The organism is Ottowia sp. VDI28 (genome assembly GCF_049532675.1).
In the GTDB taxonomy this organism is placed as follows: Bacteria; Pseudomonadota; Gammaproteobacteria; order Burkholderiales; family Burkholderiaceae_C; genus Ottowia.
This window is the reverse complement of the sequence record NZ_CP149820.1, coordinates 196,052-210,582: the sequence shown is the minus strand read 5'-3', so window position 1 is coordinate 210,582 and position 14,531 is coordinate 196,052. Positions and strand designations below refer to the sequence as shown.

The 14,531-nt window shown below is 62.7% G+C and carries 16 protein-coding genes; 3 read left to right on the top strand and 13 right to left on the bottom strand.

The genetic code is table 11. The annotated features are described in order from the left end of the window. The first annotated feature begins 33 nt into the window (after positions 1–33). Positions 34–1,242, top strand: coding sequence for a cystathionine beta-lyase (metC, locus tag WJU18_RS00965; protein WP_423458314.1), 1,209 nt, complete (start codon positions 34–36; stop codon positions 1,240–1,242). A gap of 34 nt (positions 1,243–1,276) precedes the next feature. Next, a complete protein-coding gene (locus WJU18_RS00960; RefSeq protein ID WP_423458313.1) occupies positions 1,277–2,431 on the top strand; it encodes a CaiB/BaiF CoA transferase family protein in 1,155 nt (384 codons plus the stop codon). Here WJU18_RS00960 and WJU18_RS00955 read toward each other — a convergent pair. From WJU18_RS00955 to WJU18_RS00945, 3 genes are read right to left on the bottom strand one after another with little or no spacing between them, the layout of a single operon-like run. Beyond that, positions 2,428–2,781 (bottom strand): AtuA-related protein, encoded by a 354-nt coding sequence (locus WJU18_RS00955; RefSeq protein ID WP_423458312.1) that lies wholly within the window; start codon positions 2,779–2,781, stop codon positions 2,428–2,430. The genes WJU18_RS00960 and WJU18_RS00955 overlap by 4 nt on opposite strands. Positions 2,782–2,784: 3 nt before the next feature. After that, positions 2,785–4,143, bottom strand: coding sequence for an acyclic terpene utilization AtuA family protein (locus WJU18_RS00950; protein ID WP_423458311.1), 1,359 nt, complete (start codon positions 4,141–4,143; stop codon positions 2,785–2,787). A gap of 3 nt (positions 4,144–4,146) precedes the next feature. Beyond that, positions 4,147–5,115, bottom strand: coding sequence for a Bug family tripartite tricarboxylate transporter substrate binding protein (locus WJU18_RS00945; protein WP_423458310.1), 969 nt, complete (start codon positions 5,113–5,115; stop codon positions 4,147–4,149). A 174-nt stretch (positions 5,116–5,289) separates the two neighbouring features. Between WJU18_RS00945 and WJU18_RS00940 the strand changes: the two genes are divergently transcribed. After that, positions 5,290–6,252, top strand: a complete 963-nt coding sequence (locus tag WJU18_RS00940; protein WP_423458309.1) for a LysR substrate-binding domain-containing protein — start codon at positions 5,290–5,292, stop codon at positions 6,250–6,252. Between the two features lie 9 nt (positions 6,253–6,261). Here WJU18_RS00940 and WJU18_RS00935 read toward each other — a convergent pair whose 3' ends face one another. The 10 genes from WJU18_RS00935 to WJU18_RS00890 all read right to left on the bottom strand — a co-directional run bounded on the left by WJU18_RS00935 (position 6,262) and on the right by WJU18_RS00890 (position 14,531). Then, positions 6,262–6,396: a hypothetical protein gene (locus tag WJU18_RS00935; protein WP_423458308.1), complete on the bottom strand. Its 135-nt coding sequence runs from the start codon at positions 6,394–6,396 to the stop codon at positions 6,262–6,264. A 62-nt stretch (positions 6,397–6,458) separates the two neighbouring features. Then, positions 6,459–6,893: an SRPBCC family protein gene (locus WJU18_RS00930; protein ID WP_423458307.1), complete on the bottom strand. Its 435-nt coding sequence runs from the start codon at positions 6,891–6,893 to the stop codon at positions 6,459–6,461. Positions 6,894–6,895: 2 nt separating this feature from the next. Further along, positions 6,896–7,777 (bottom strand): NAD(P)-dependent oxidoreductase, encoded by an 882-nt coding sequence (locus WJU18_RS00925; RefSeq protein WP_423458306.1) that lies wholly within the window; start codon positions 7,775–7,777, stop codon positions 6,896–6,898. Further along, a complete protein-coding gene (locus tag WJU18_RS00920; RefSeq protein ID WP_423458305.1) occupies positions 7,774–8,454 on the bottom strand; it encodes a molybdopterin cofactor-binding domain-containing protein in 681 nt (226 codons plus the stop codon). Before WJU18_RS00920 ends, WJU18_RS00925 begins: the two co-directional genes overlap by 4 nt. After that, positions 8,415–10,157, bottom strand: a complete 1,743-nt coding sequence (locus WJU18_RS00915; RefSeq protein ID WP_423458304.1) for a xanthine dehydrogenase family protein molybdopterin-binding subunit — start codon at positions 10,155–10,157, stop codon at positions 8,415–8,417. The genes WJU18_RS00920 and WJU18_RS00915 overlap by 40 nt, the downstream gene beginning before the upstream one ends. Further along, the gene (locus WJU18_RS00910; RefSeq protein ID WP_423458303.1) at positions 10,154–10,657 is read right to left on the bottom strand and encodes a (2Fe-2S)-binding protein; all 504 of its coding nucleotides are present in this window, start codon (positions 10,655–10,657) and stop codon (positions 10,154–10,156) included. Before WJU18_RS00910 ends, WJU18_RS00915 begins: the two co-directional genes overlap by 4 nt. Beyond that, complete coding sequence (locus tag WJU18_RS00905; protein WP_423458302.1) at positions 10,654–11,529, bottom strand: FAD binding domain-containing protein; 876 nt, start codon at positions 11,527–11,529, stop codon at positions 10,654–10,656. The genes WJU18_RS00910 and WJU18_RS00905 overlap by 4 nt, the downstream gene beginning before the upstream one ends. Before the next feature lie 29 nt (positions 11,530–11,558). After that, a complete protein-coding gene (locus tag WJU18_RS00900) occupies positions 11,559–12,659 on the bottom strand; it encodes an ABC transporter ATP-binding protein (RefSeq protein WP_423458301.1) in 1,101 nt (366 codons plus the stop codon). Positions 12,660–12,687: 28 nt separating this feature from the next. Then, positions 12,688–13,596, bottom strand: a complete 909-nt coding sequence (locus WJU18_RS00895) for a carbohydrate ABC transporter permease (RefSeq protein WP_423458300.1) — start codon at positions 13,594–13,596, stop codon at positions 12,688–12,690. Between the two features lie 17 nt (positions 13,597–13,613). Beyond that, positions 13,614–14,531, bottom strand: coding sequence for a carbohydrate ABC transporter permease (locus tag WJU18_RS00890; protein WP_423458299.1), 918 nt, complete (start codon positions 14,529–14,531; stop codon positions 13,614–13,616).

Below are 14,531 nucleotides of genomic sequence, written 5' to 3'. Positions count from 1 at the left end.
GAGCATGTTGACGATCAGAAAGAATCGAACGCCATGACGCAATCCTTCCCACAGGACCACAAAAACCAGGATCTGGTGTCCATCGCGCGCGACGCTGGCAAGCCCTACGAATCGGTCAATCTGCCGATATGGCGGGCTTCGAGCGTGCTGTTCACCAACGTGGCCGACATGCGAGCCGAAGTGGCGGCCACTGCTGCGGGCGAGCGGCGCGCGGCCAACTACGCCACCGCTGGAACGCCCACCACCTTCGCGCTGGCAGATGCGGTGGCGGAACTGGAAGCGGGCCCACATCCGGCCCGGACGGCCCTGCTGCCCAGCGGACTCTCCGCCATCGCCACCGTGCTGCAAGCCTTCCTTTCCCCCGGTGATCACCTGCTCATGGGCGATTCGGTCTATGGGCCTGCGCGCCTGTTCGCTCAGGGCATGCTTGCGCGCTTCGGCATCGAGACCACGTTCTACGACCCCGCCATCGGTGCCGGCATCGGGGATTTGCTCCGGCCTAACACACGCATGATCTATCTGGAGAGCCCGGGCAGCTACACCTTCGAAATTCCGGACGTGCCGGCGATCTGCTCGCTAGCGCGCGAGCGCGGCATTCTGACCGCGATCGACAATGCCTGGGCCTCCCCGGTGCTGGCACGCCCTTTTGATTGGGGCGTGGACATTTCCGTGCTGCCGCTGACGAAATACTGGAGCGGACACGCCGACGTGCTGATGGGCGCCGCCGTGGTCCGGGAAGCCCTCTGGCCCCAGCTCCACCAAGCAGTACGCCAACAGGGCCTGTGCGTGGGCAGCGACGATGCGTGGCTGATTCTGCGCGGCATGCGCACCCTGAAGGTCCGGATGCAGGCGCACGAAAGCAATGGGTTGGTGCTCGCGCGCTGGCTGGAAAAGCGCCCGGAAGTGGCGCGCGTGCTGCACCCCGCCTTGCCCTCGCACCCTCAGCACGCGCGATGGAAACGCGATTTCAGCGGGGCCAGCGGTCTCTTCTCGTTCGAACTGCACGCTGCCAGTGCGGATCAGCTCAGTGCCTTATGCGATCACCGCCGCCACTTCCGTCTGGGATTTTCATGGGGCGGCTTTGAAAGCCTGATCATGCCAGCCAACCTCACCGGCCTGCGTACGGCAGGACCCTGGCAAGGTGGTCCGCTGGTGCGCATACACGCGGGTCTTGACGACCCCGAAGCGCTCATTTCCGACCTGGAGGACGGCTTCGCGGCCATGGCGGCAGCAAAGTCCTGAACGTCTTGCAACCAGCTTTCGAATCGATACCAACATGAAAACTCTTCTGCCTCTGGCCGGCGTCCGTGTCGTCGAGTTCTGCTCGACCGCCTCTGGCCCCTTTTCCACCATGCTGTTGTCCGACATGGGCGCCGAAGTGGTCAAGATCGAGCCGCCTGCGGGCGACGGCCTGCGCCAGTGGCCTCCGCTCAACGAAGGCTACAGCGAAAATTTTGCCTCGCTCAACCGCAACAAGCGCTCGGCCGTGCTCAACCTCAAGGACCCGGCTGACGTGGCTCTGGCCCGCCAGCTCATTCTGGATGCCGATGTGGTGGTGGAGAACAACCGCCCTGGCGTGATGGACCGCCTGGGCCTGGGCTGGGCCGCCATGTCGGCCGAAAAGCCCACGCTTCTGTTTTGCTCCATCTCCGCCTACGGCCAGAGCGGCCCGCGTTCGGGCGAAGGCGGGTTCGATCTGACCATCCAGGCGGCCGCGGGCGTGATGAGCGTGACCGGCGAGCCGGAAGGCGCCCCCGTCAAGTGCGGGGTGCCGCTGTCGGACTTCGCCTCTGGCCTGTACGCGGCCTTTTCCATTGCATCCATGCTGGCGCATGTGCGCGCGGGCGGGCAGGGCGCGCACATCGACATCCCGATGTTCGGCTGCACGCTGGGCATCGCCGCGCTGCAGACCAGCGAGTATTTTGGCAATGGGCGCAGCCCGGTGAAGCTGGGCTCGGCGCACCCGCGCAATGCGCCCTATCAGGCGTTCCAGGCGAAAGACGGTTATTTCGCCATTGCGGCGGGCAACCACAAGCTGTGGCTGAGCGTGCTGGAGGTGGTGGGAATGCCCGCGCTGGCCGACGATGTGCGCTTTGTGAGCACCACCGACCGGGCGAAGAACCAGGCGGCGTTGAAGGAGATCCTGGAGACGCTGTTCACCCAGAAGCCGGTGGAGCACTGGATCGCGGCGTTCAATGAAGCGGGGGTGCCGCATGCGCGCATCAATGACTATGCCTCGGCACTGGCCGATGAGCAGACCGAGCACATGGGCTGGGTGCAACCGCTGACGCTGCCCAATGGCAAGCAGACGCGCACCTTCGCGTCACCCGTGCGGCTGAGCGGCCAGGGCTTTCCCATTCGCCGCTCGCCCCCGGGCCTCGGCGAACATACCGAGGAAATCCGCGCGGAGTACGCGGCAAAGACCGCCTAAGCTGCGCCTGAAAACCGGCGCAGCGTTTCCTTGGCCAACGCTTCCGGCAGATCGATCGGCATACGAAGAATCGCGCTTGACATGGCCTTGCCATAGTTGTCGAGCGCCAGTGTGCGCGAGACGCCACCTGCCAGCGCGTTGTGCATCATGAAGTTCATGCCGCAGATGTTGTCCGCGAGGAAGCGGTCCACGCGCTCGGCCACCTTGTAGAAGGCCTGGACCTTTTCCGCCGTCAATTGCTCCACAAGGTAGGGGTAGAAAGCGGGCTCGTACGCGAAAACGCCGACATTGAAGATGTTGCCCTTGTCTCCCGAGCGGCTATGGGCAAGATAACGCAGTGCGACTTCCATGGCTCAGCTCTCAAGAAGATGCAGTTGGAAGCCGATCGCATTCCGATCCACCAGGGTAGACCAGATACCAATGACCTCACGGGTACGCTCATTGAAGGGCAGGCGTTTGCCGGTGGCCGCGATGCCGGAGACAGCCATGCCATCCACTTCGCCGCCCACTTTTTCCGCCATTTCGCGGGTTCTGGTGCGCGCCGACACCCGCACGCCAAGTTCATAAGGTTCATGCTCCACGGGCGGGGACGCCTCACGGTGCACCGCGTTGATGCCGAGAAAATCGATGCGAAGCTCTTCCGCTTCCAGGCCGACCATTCTGAAGCGCTCCTCCAGCATCCGCTTGGCCAGCTTCGCCCGCGCCACCGCGCCTGGGCCGGCATAGAAGAACCAGTCTTCTCCGATGAAGCCTTCCTTGCAGCCCATCGACACCTTCAGGGTCTGGGGCCGTGGACGGCCGGTCACGCCAGAGAAACGCACCCGGTCTTCACCAATTTCCTCCACGCGCGCACTCAGAAAGTTCACCACGGCATCCGGCGTGAGATAGCTCGATGGATCGCCCACCTCATAGAACATCTGCTCCTTGACGGTCTGGGCGTTGACTCGGCCACCTGTTCCGCCGACCTTGGTGATCACGGTTTCGCCCGAACTGGATACCTCCGCGATCGGTAAACCCAGGTTCCAGGGATCGGGAACATCCTTGAAGCCCGGATCGCTGAAATAGCCTCCCGTCACCTGCGCGCCGCATTCCAGCAAGTGCCCCACGGCGGATCCTTGCGCCATCAGATCGGCATCGTCCACCGGCCAGCCGAAAGCATGGATCATTGGCGCCAGAAAAAGCGAGGGATCGGCCACGCGCCCGGTGATCACTATTTTCGCCCCTTCATCCAGCGCTTTCACGATGCCGTCCGCGCCCGCATAAGCTTCCGCGGAAATCAGGCTGCCCCTCAGGCCGCTCACCGGCGCGCCGTTCTCCATGACCTTGTCAGCCAGGGTAAAGATGCGCTCGCTCAGGTCATCGCCCACGACGGCGGCGATCTTCACTCCCGGGAAGCCCAACTCCGCGCAGATACGTGCCGTGGCCTGCGCCGCCGCGAGCGGATTGATCCACCCGCCGTTGGTGATGATGCGCGTTCCGTTGGCGACGCAGTGCGGAATGACCTTCCTCATCCGCTCCTCCAGCAAGGTCTCGTATCCCGGAAAGGAGGGATCCTGGCGCTTGCGGGTCTGTGCAAACGACACGGTAGCTTCCGCCATGGTTTCGAAGCACAGGAAGTCCAGTTGGCCATCCCGGGCATTCACCACCGCGGGCTCCACGCGGTCGCGCCACCAGCCGGAGCCGCAGCCGATACGAATCGTCCGAGCTTGCATGAATCACTCCGTCCTGATGTTGGCTTCACGGATGACGCGGGCCCATTTTTCATCTTCGGCCTTCAGATAGGCAGCGAAGCTCGCAGGCGTGCTGCCGACCGGGAGGGCGCCCAGCGCAATCAGCTTCTGCTTGACATCCGGAGAATCGACCGCGACCTTGATACCCTTGCTCCAGGCTTCGATCGCTTCCGGCGGCGTACCCTTGCGCGCCAGCATGCCGAACCACGCATTCACCTCATAGCCTGGAAGGCCGGACTCCGCGAGCGTCGGCACATTGGGCAATATGGACACCCGCTCCTTGGTCGTCACGGCCAGCGGGTGCAGCTTCCCGGCATTGATCTGCGCCAGCGCCGCGGGCAGGTTGTCGAACATCACCCCGATATGGCCCCCGAGAAGATCGGAGATGGCAGGCGCCGAGCCCGGATAGGGCACGTGCACCATGCGGGTCTTGGCCATACTGTTGAACAGGGCTCCGGAGAGATGCGGTGAACCACCGTTGCTCGTGGAGGCAAAGCTCACGCTACCCGGCTTGGCCTTCTCGGCGGCGACCAGATCGGCCACAGTCTTGTAGGGTGTGCCAGGCCCCACGTTCAGTACGTTGGGTGTATTGATCACGAGGGATACCGGATCGAAATCGGTATAGGCCACCTTGCTCGATTTGCTCAGGTAAGGGTTGGCAATCGTCGCGAACGTGCCCAAGAACATGGTTTGGCCGTCCGCCGGCGCATTGAGGACCTGGCGGGCTCCAATGACTGTCGCACCGCCTGGGCGGTTCTCCACCAGGACAGGCTGCTTGAAGGTGGTGGAAAGCTTGTCCGCCAGCAGACGCGCGAGGATGTCCGTGGTTCCCCCCGGCGGCACCGGCACCACGATGGTCAGCGGGCGGGTGGGTGCGAATTCCGTTGCGTGAACCCCCACCGGGCCAGCCGCAAGAAGGGCAGTCATCGCCGCCGCCGCGATTCGGAATTTCATGGTTTGTCTCCATTGGAAGGGGCTCGCCGGCCCCGATACTTTTGATGGTGCATGACCACCCCGGTACGCGGCAAACGATTCCACGGAACAGCTGCTGTGAAAATACTTCACAGATACTTCAGCATCGATGCCTGATCAGCCTCGATATAAGCCTCGATCATGGAGTCCTCGACCATGGAAAAGCGAATCCAGCAAATTGACCGGATCAGCGATGTCGCGCTGTTCGTCCGTGTTGCCGAACGAGGCAACTTCTCAGCCGCGGCCAAGGATTGGCATTTTTCGCCTTCCACCGTGAGCAAAGTCATTGACCGCCTGGAGAGCCGACTGAAGGCGCGTCTGTTCGACAGGACGCCCAGAGCCGTGACGCTGACGCCTTCCGGGCGAGCCTTCTACGTCAAGGCCCAGGCCCTGCTGGATGCGGCCGAGAGCGCCCAAAGTGCCGTCCTGCAAGCACATGAGGATGTCCGCGGCACGCTGCGCCTTCACGCCGCACCGGTCTTCGCAAGAATCGAGCTGACCAGGATCATTGCTTCCTTCCTGGCGCAATATCCGGAGGTCAGGATCGAAATGTTCATGGGGCTCGACGCGCCAAGTCTCACTGAGCGCGGGCTGGACCTGCTCATTCATTCCGGGCGCCTGCCGGACTCTTCGATGGTTGCCAGGCCGCTGTCGACCGTCCGCTGGATCGTATGCGCCTCGCCAGACTACCTGGCCCGGTGCGGTACGCCCCGGCAGCCGGAAGACCTCGTGAAGCATAATTGCCTCAACTTCATCGTGAAGGACGCTTGGAATCATTGGCAGATGAGCCTGGCGCAGGAAACGCACGAGCAAGCCGCGATGGGAAATTTTTCCGCAAGCGATGGCGGAGCGCTGCTGGAAATGGTCCGGCAAGGCGCTGGCATTGCCCGCCTCGGCGATTTTCATGTACGCCCCGATATCGATTCCGGTGCCTTGATCCCGCTCTTCACGAACCGATCATTCCAAGCGCAGCCTGTCCAGGCGGTCTATCACCATCGGAGACACCTCAGCGCGCGCATTCATACGTTCGTGGACTATGTCGAGAATTCTCTGAAGGAGCGTAACGCCAGCATGGACGCCTGGGTGCGGACGCTTCCCTCGCGTTTCTCCAGATACTGAGCAATGCGCTCAGCGCACCACCAGCGCGATGCAGTAGCCCAGGACCACACCGACAGCGGTTCCGAAAACCACTAGCCAGGCGGGCGCGGTCTGTCCGCCGCCACTGCGGTCATGGCTCATCGACGCTGGTTCAGGAACAGGCATTCGCGGGACGTCAACCGCGTTGGGAATCACCGCAGACTGCGGAACAGTCTGTGCCTCGCCAGTCAGCTGCCGTGCAAAAGCCGAAAAAAATCATCGGCATTCTTCTTGGCCACCGTTTGAATGAGGCGGCTTCCCACGCTGGCGAGCTTGCCACCGATTTCCGCCTCGGCGGTATAGCGCAGGAGAGTGGCATCGCCATCAGGTGCCAGCCCCACGGCGGCGGACATTCTCGCGAACCCGGCAGCGCCGCCTTGCCCCCGGCCAGTCAGCTTGTAGCCGTGAGGAGGATCGAGCTCCGACAGCTCCAGCGTGCCACGGAACGTGGCCGATATCGGCCCGACCTTGGTGGTCACGATGGCCGCAAAGCTGTTCTCGCCCGTTGTTCTTTCCAGCGACTGGCAACCGGCTATGCTGGCCTGCAGAACCGCAGGATCGTTCAGCGCCTCCCAGACGCGCAGCCGAGGCGCCGGGATACGGTATTCACCAGAAAACTCCATGCTCACTCCCGAACGTAGTGGCGGTAGAGCGCCTGCGTGCCTCGGCGGCCGTAGCCCTGCGCGGCCAGTTGCTCGTACAGTTTCCTGGCCTGGCTTGCACCGGGTAGTTCCAACCCCATGCGCTGCGACTCGGACAGCGCGATCCCCAGGTCCTTGAGGAAGTGCTCGATGAAGAAACCAGGCGCGAAGTCGCCCTTGACGATGCGCGCACCGAGGATATTGAGCTGAAAGCTCCCCGCCGCGCCGGACCCGATGGTCTGCAGCACTCTCTCCTGGTCCAGCCCAGCGGCTTTGGCATAGGCCAAACCCTCTGAGACGCCCATGATGGTCGATGCGATGACGATCTGATTGCACATCTTGGTGTGCTGCCCCGCTCCCGCTGCGCCGGCATACTGAATATTGCTCCCCATCAGGCGCAGCACCGGCATCACCCTGCCAAGAGCCTGCTCGTCTCCGCCGACCATGATGGACAACTTGGCTTCCCTGGCCCCCACGTCGCCACCGGAAACGGGCGCATCCAGCGCCACGCAGTTTCGCCGCAACGCCTCATCGGCCAGGCGCTGCGCCAACGCCGGGCTGGAGGTGGTCATGTCGATCAGCACTGCATCACGCGCGGTCTTCAGAATACCCTCCGCCCCCAGCCAGACTTCTTCGACGTCGCTAGGATAGCCCACCATCGAGATAACCACGTCCGAAGAAGAGGCCAACTCGGCCGGGGTGCCGCACCACAGTGCCCCCTTCCCGACCAGCGCGTCAGCCTTGGCCCGCGAACGGTTATAGACGCGCAAGGGGTGCCCCGCGGCAAGGATATGGCCAGCCATGGCCTCGCCCATGATGCCCAGGCCGACAAAGCCCACGCGCAGGGTTGAATTCTTTTCAGTCATGCGGATACCTGTTCGAAAAATGGATGTGAGGAGTTGCGCAGCAGCTCCCTCATATAGATAGGCGAAAGCGGCTGCCGCTCGGCCACGAGGCCCAGGAAGGACAACGCATCGTTGACCGCGTTGGTCACAGCGCCGACAGCCCCCATCACGCCTCCTTCCGCCATGCCTTTCATGCCGGCGGGTGTGCGCCGGTTTGGGGTGTGCATGGGCAGCAGTTCGATGGCGGGCATCTCACAGGCAGTAGCGACCAGATAGTCGGCCAAGGAACCCGAAAGGTTCTGACCGGTTTCGGCGTCGTACTCGACATGCTCATACAGCGCGCCCGACAAGCCCATGGCGATCGCGCCATGCTGTTGCCCCTCCACGATCGCCTGGTGCAACACCGTGCCGCAATCTTCCGCCACCACATAGCGTTCGATACGGATGGCTCCGGTACGGCTATCCACCTCGACCACGCAGGCATGGCTGGTGTTCGAGTACGTCATCGGCGGCGGCTCGTAGGTAGTGTGAAACTCCAGGCCGGGTTTCATGCCTGGTGGCAGGGCCAGGGGATCAAGATAGGCCGTGCGCGCGATGTCGGCCAGCGAGAGGGAAGTGTCTTCCCATGCCTCGCGAGCCGCGCGCTGAATGCGTCCGTTCACCATGCGCAGTTTCCCGGTATCCGTCTCGCCCAGCATGGCACATGCAACGCCAAGCACAGCCTGCTGCGCCAGCTGGGCGCACAGGTACAAAGCCCCCCGCCAGCGGTACCGCCCCGTGCGCCACGGCTGCCCATGCCGTAAGGCGCGATATCGGTGTGCCCGAGATGAAGCCTGACGCCTTCCGGAGACACGCCCAGGCCGTCGGCGACCGCATTGGCCAGCGAGGTTTCATAGCCATGGCCCGAAGCTCCCAGCCCCACCGCGGCATTGACCTCGCCAGAGGGCTCGATGCGCACCCAGGCCGCCTCGTGGCCGGACCCTGGTATCCCAGCGGCCTTGTAGAACTTGGAGCCGTAAGTGGTCGACTCGACCACGTTGCAGATGCCCAGCCCCAGCAAGCGCCCTTCGGTCCGAGCCTTGGCCTGACGTTCGCGGAATGCTCCGTAGCCAATAGCCCGCAGCACCCCTTCCATGGTTTCCCGGGGCGTCACGTCTTCCAGGACTTCGCCCGTGGGCATGGTAAAGGGCATTTCTTCGCGCGCGAGCATGTTGACGCGGCGGACCTCGATCGGGTCGAGATCGAGCGCCCTCGCGATGGCGTCCATCGTGCCGTCCATCACCCAGCTGGTGATCGCCATGGGCGCCCGCATGGGGGCGTTGCCGACCTTGTTCGAGAGCACCACTCGAACGTCGTAGCTGTAGTGGTGGATGCGGTAAGGTCCGGTAAGGATCATGGCCACGACCCTGGCCAGGTAGTTGCCCGGATAAAAGCTGTAAGCGCCGAAATCCTCCAGCATCTCCAGCTCCAGGGCCAACACCCGCCCCTCGGCGTCCACGCCTACCCGGGTGCGGCAGTGGTCCTCCCGGGATTGCGCCGAAGCCAGCAAGTTTTCCATGCGGTCCTCGCGCCAGCGGACAGGGCGCCCCAGTTGCATGGCCAAAGCGGCCACCACGAGTTCCTCGCGGTACAGGGCGATCTTCTGGCCGAACGCGCCGCCAACATCCGGAGACACGATGGTCACCTGCGTCTCTCTCAAGCGAAGCCTCGACGCCAGCGTGGTGCGATAGGGGTGAGGCACCTGCGTTCCCACCTGAAACGTCAGATGCTGGCGCCCTTGATCCCACTCGGCGATGCACCCCCGGGTCTCGATAGGCAGGTGCGTCTGCCTGTGCTGCGAGAACGTGGACTCCACGATCTTGAAAGCCATGGCCATGCCAGCGGCCACATCGCCGTAGACAGCCTTCTGGTGAGACAGCAGGTTGGAGGGCAAGGTGTCGTCCACCAAGGGAGCACCAGGCTCCAGCGCCTGCCACATGTTGGTCACCGGCGGCAAGGCTTCGTACGCCACCTGAACTTGCTCGGCCGCATCTTCCGCGAGATAGCGGTCCGTGGCCACCACGCAGGCCACCGGGTCCCCCTGAAAGCGCACCTTGTCGATAGGCAGCGTATCCATCTCCATGGGGTGCAGCCCGTCGATGGGCGGCGCCATGCGCAGCCGCGTGGTCCATGCGGCCAGATCCTTGCCAGACACCACAGCGACCACACCCGGCATCTCCAGCGCGGCCAATGCATCGATCGAGACAAGCCGCGCATGGGCATGGGGCGATCTGACGAAGCAGGCATGCAGGGCGCCGTCTACCACGATGTCGTCCACATACCTGCCGCGGCCGGTCAAGAGGCGGGCGTCTTCCTTGCGGGGCTGCTGCCCGCCGATATGGCGAAATCCGGAAGGGCTCATGGCTTGGCCGCTCCTCCCATGCCATTGGAATCGGCCATCCGCCGGGCCGCGTCAACAATGGCCGCGACAATGTTCTGATAGCCCGTGCATCGGCACAGGTTGCCCGACAATGCTTCCCGGATCTCGACCTCGGTCGGATGGGGATGATCGCGCAGATATGCCTCGAACGTCATGACGATCCCGGGCGTGCAAAAACCGCATTGAAGGCCGTGCGCCGCATGCAGGGCTTCCTGCAGCACAGAAAAGCCCATGGGCGTTCCGACCGATTCGATAGTGGTGATTTCATGGCCTTCCATCTGGATGGCGAAAGACAGGCAGGAACGCTGCGGCCGGCCATCGACAAGTACCGTGCACGCGCCGCATACACCGTGCTCGCATCCCACATGGGTGCCTGTCAACCTGCAATCCTCGCGCAATGCATCGGACAGCAGCTTTCTCGGTTCGGCCTCGAATTCGATATTCCGGCCGTTCACGGTCAGCATGATGGCGGTCTTGCTCATGCCACGTCTCCCTTTCGTTCTGCCAGCAACTCCTGCAAGGCCTGCACCGTCAAGCCTCTGGCCAGCTCGCGCCGGTAGATGGGCGGAATCCGTGCGGAGTCTTCCGGAGTGATGGCTCGGGAAACGGCCAGACCCAGCGCCTCCACCCAGCGAGCGTCCGGCGTTTTTCCCAGAAATTCAGCAGCAACCGCGTCCAGGCGAAGAGGCACCGGCGATGCGCCATTTACCCCGATAAGCAGCTTGCGTACCCAGCCTTCATGGACTTCCAGCAGCACCGCGACTGAAATGATCGCGAAGTCGCCATGCCTGCGGGAGAAGAGCTTGAACGAAGACCGCTCTTGTGGCGGCAGCTTCGGATAGTGAACCCGCACGATCATTTCGTCCGGGCGCACTACCGTGGCCATGGCTCCTTCGAAGAAGACCCCACTGGCCACCTCGCGCTCCCCCGATCGGCTTGCGAGCGTGATGCGCGCATCCAGCGTACGCGCGACCAGGGCCATCTGCGCCGCCGGATCGGCGTGCGCCAGGCTGCCGCCCAGGGTGCCCCGCTGCCGGATGGCATGGTGGCCGATGGTGGCAGCAGCTTTTGGCAGCAATGGGCAGTGCTTTTTCAGCAGGGCTGAAGAAACGACCTCACAATGCCTCGTCAACGTGCCGATCTCCACGGCATCGCCCTGGTCTCGCACGCCTGCCAACTCCGACAGGTCATTGATGTCAATCAGATGCGCGGGGCTGGCCAGCCGCATATTCATCATCGGCACCAGGCTCTGTCCGCCGGAAATCAGCTTGCCCTGCGCCCCGTGAAGAGCAAGCAAGTCCAGGGCTTCGCCGATGGAAGCCGGCCGGTGGTATTCAAATGACGCAGGCTTCACCGCGCTCCTCGCTCCAATTCAATCCCGGCTCAATCCCAGAGCAGGCTCTGGGTGCTCTGTTTGTCGAACAGGTGCAGGCGCTTGGGATTCAGGTAGAACGCCGCCTGCTCGCCCTCGCGGTGACGGCACTCCTTGCCCAGGCGGAGGAAGAGCTTGACGCCCTGCACTTCCACTTCGATGAACTGGTCCGATCCGACCGGCAGCACCGAGATCACGCGCCCGGCGATACGCTCACCATGGTCGGGGCCTCCCGTTTCCATGACATCCTCGGCTCGCAGGCCCAGCACCACTTCCTTGCCGGCGTGCGCCTTCACACGCTCTGCCATTCCGGCGGGCAGGCTGATTCGCAGGTCGCCACGCTCGAAGAAAAACGCCTCCGCGACCGCCGTGATGCGCCCTTCCATGAAGTTGATGGGCGGATTGCCCAGGAAAGAGGCCACGAACATGTTCCGCGGCCGCTCATAGATGGCGTCCGGGCCGCCGATCTGCTGCACGACACCGCTTTTCATCACCACGATGCGGTCGGCCAGCGTGAGGGCTTCCGCCTGATCGTGCGTCACGTAGACGAATGTCGTCTGCATGGCCTGGTGCAGTTGCTTGATTTCCGCGCGCATGGAAATGCGTAGCGCCGCGTCCAGGTTGGACAAGGGTTCGTCCATCAGGAACACCTGAGGCTGCCGGACCATCGCACGGCCCAGCGCCACGCGCTGACGCTGGCCACCCGAAAGCTGCTCGGGGCGCCTCTCCAGAAGCGGCTCGATGGCCAGCCGGCGTGCCGCATCACGCACACGCCGGTCGATCTCGGCTTTGTCGTACTTGCGCATCTTCAAGCCGAAGGCGATGTTGTCGTACACCGTCTTGTGGGGATAGAGCGCGTAGCTTTGGAACACCATGGCCACATCCCGCTTGTGCGGCGGCACGGTGTTCATGACATCGCCGTCAAACAGGAGCCGGCCCTCGGTCACGTCCTCAAGACCCGCGATCATATTGAGCGTGGTGGATTTGCCGCAGCCCGAAGGCCCCAGCAAGACGAGAAACTCTTTGTCCCCGATGTCGAGGTTCAGATTCTCAAGCGCGACATAGCCATTGGGATAGCGCTTGCCGACGGCTTCAAACTGGATTCTGGCCAATGTGTGCTCCTAGGGTATGTCAGCGTGGTCAGCCTTTGACCGCGCCCGCGGTGAGACCAGAAACGATGTAGCGTTCAAACATGACGGCGACGATCACCGGAGGAATGATGGCCATGACCCCCGCCGCGTTGATGAATGAGAAGCTGATGTTGAAATCCGAGGTGAACGAAGCCACCACGATGGGCATGGTCTGCGACGCGGGTGTCTGCGTGAACATCAAGGCCAGCAGAAACTCGTTCCAGCTTGTCAGAAAAGTAAAGAGGATGACGGCGACCAGCGACGGCAGCGCCAGCGGAAGGAACACCAGCAGCAGCGTCTGCAAGCGTGAGCAGCCATCCACCCTGGCCGCCTTGTCCAGCTCGTCGGGCAAGGACTCGAAGTACCCCATCAGGATGAAGACCGTGAACGGCACCGTGATCGCTAGATAAGTGATCACGAGCGAGGAAAGACTGTCCATCAGTCCGAGCTTCTGCACGAACAGGAAGAAAGGGACCACCAGGGCAATATCCGGAATCACCCGTGTGGTGAGCATGAAATAGATGGATCCCGATCGCCCGATGAAGCGGATCTTGGCCAGCGCGTAGGCGGCCGGCACGCCCACCAGCAGGTTGAGCACCACCACGGCACAGGCCACAATGAAGCTATTCTTCATCGAAGGCAGCAGATTACTGGCTGTGGAGGGAATGAACCCGCCCGTGGCGGTATCACCCTCTTTGCGAGTTTCGTAGGTGATCTTCTCGTCGCCGGACTTGAAGACGGCCGCGAAGTTCTCCAGCGTCGGCTGCTCGGGAATCCAATGGGGCGGCACCGAGGTGATCTCGGCCTCCGACTGAATCGAGGACGACACAAGCCAGGCAATGGGCGCGAGCACGTACAGCGCGAACAGCACCGAGCCGAAGAAGATCAGCGTCTGTCTGAGCGTGGGTAGATATTTCATGAAAGCTTGGCCTGGGCTCATAGCTTGCGGCTGGTACTGCGGATGATGAAGAACGCCAGGGTGAAAGTGGCCACGGCCATGATGTAGGCCAGTGCCGAACCTGTGCCGAACGCGAGCTTGCGGAACGTTTCCACATAGACCTGCCATGCCAGCACGTGCGAGGCGTCAGCCGGACCACCCTCGGTAAGGATGAAGAAGAGATCGAAATGGCGGATCGCCATCATGGATTCGTAGATCATCACCAGCGCGAATCCGGGCACCAACGAAGGCAGCGTGATATGGATGAAGCGTTGCCATGCATTGGCGCCGTCCACCTTTGCGGCACTGTACAAATCCGGACGGATCGATTTCAGCGTGACCAGCAGAAGGATGGTTGCAAGTGGCACTTCCTTCCACACAAAGGCGTTCGTGATCAGGGGCATGGTTTTATTGACATCCCCCAGCATGACGATGTATTTGTCGATGAAGCCCAACTGCATCAACAGCCCGTTCAGCGCGCCATAGCCCGAGTCGTAGATCCATTTCCACATAAGGCCATTGGCCACATAGGGAATGGCCCATGGAATCAGCAGGATGGTGGAAAGGATCCGTCGGCCCCTGAACTCCTCATTCAGCAGCATCGCCATCAGGGTGGCGATCACCATGATGGCCAGCACGGACATCACGGTAAAGCTGGCCGTGCGCAGCACCGACTCCCAGAAGAGCGTGTCCTGGAAGATCTTGACGTAGTTGGCGAACCAGACGAACGGCACGCGATGCGGACGCGTGAGCTTGAGATCGTGCAGGCTGACCCAGAATGAATAGATGACTGGGAACACCGCCACGATCATGAGCACGGCCATCATGGGCGCCAGGAACAGCATGGCGCTGTGCTGATCGTATCGGCTCGATGGCAGGGTCAGCCAGGGTCGGCGCTGCGGCTTGGGATCGTTCAT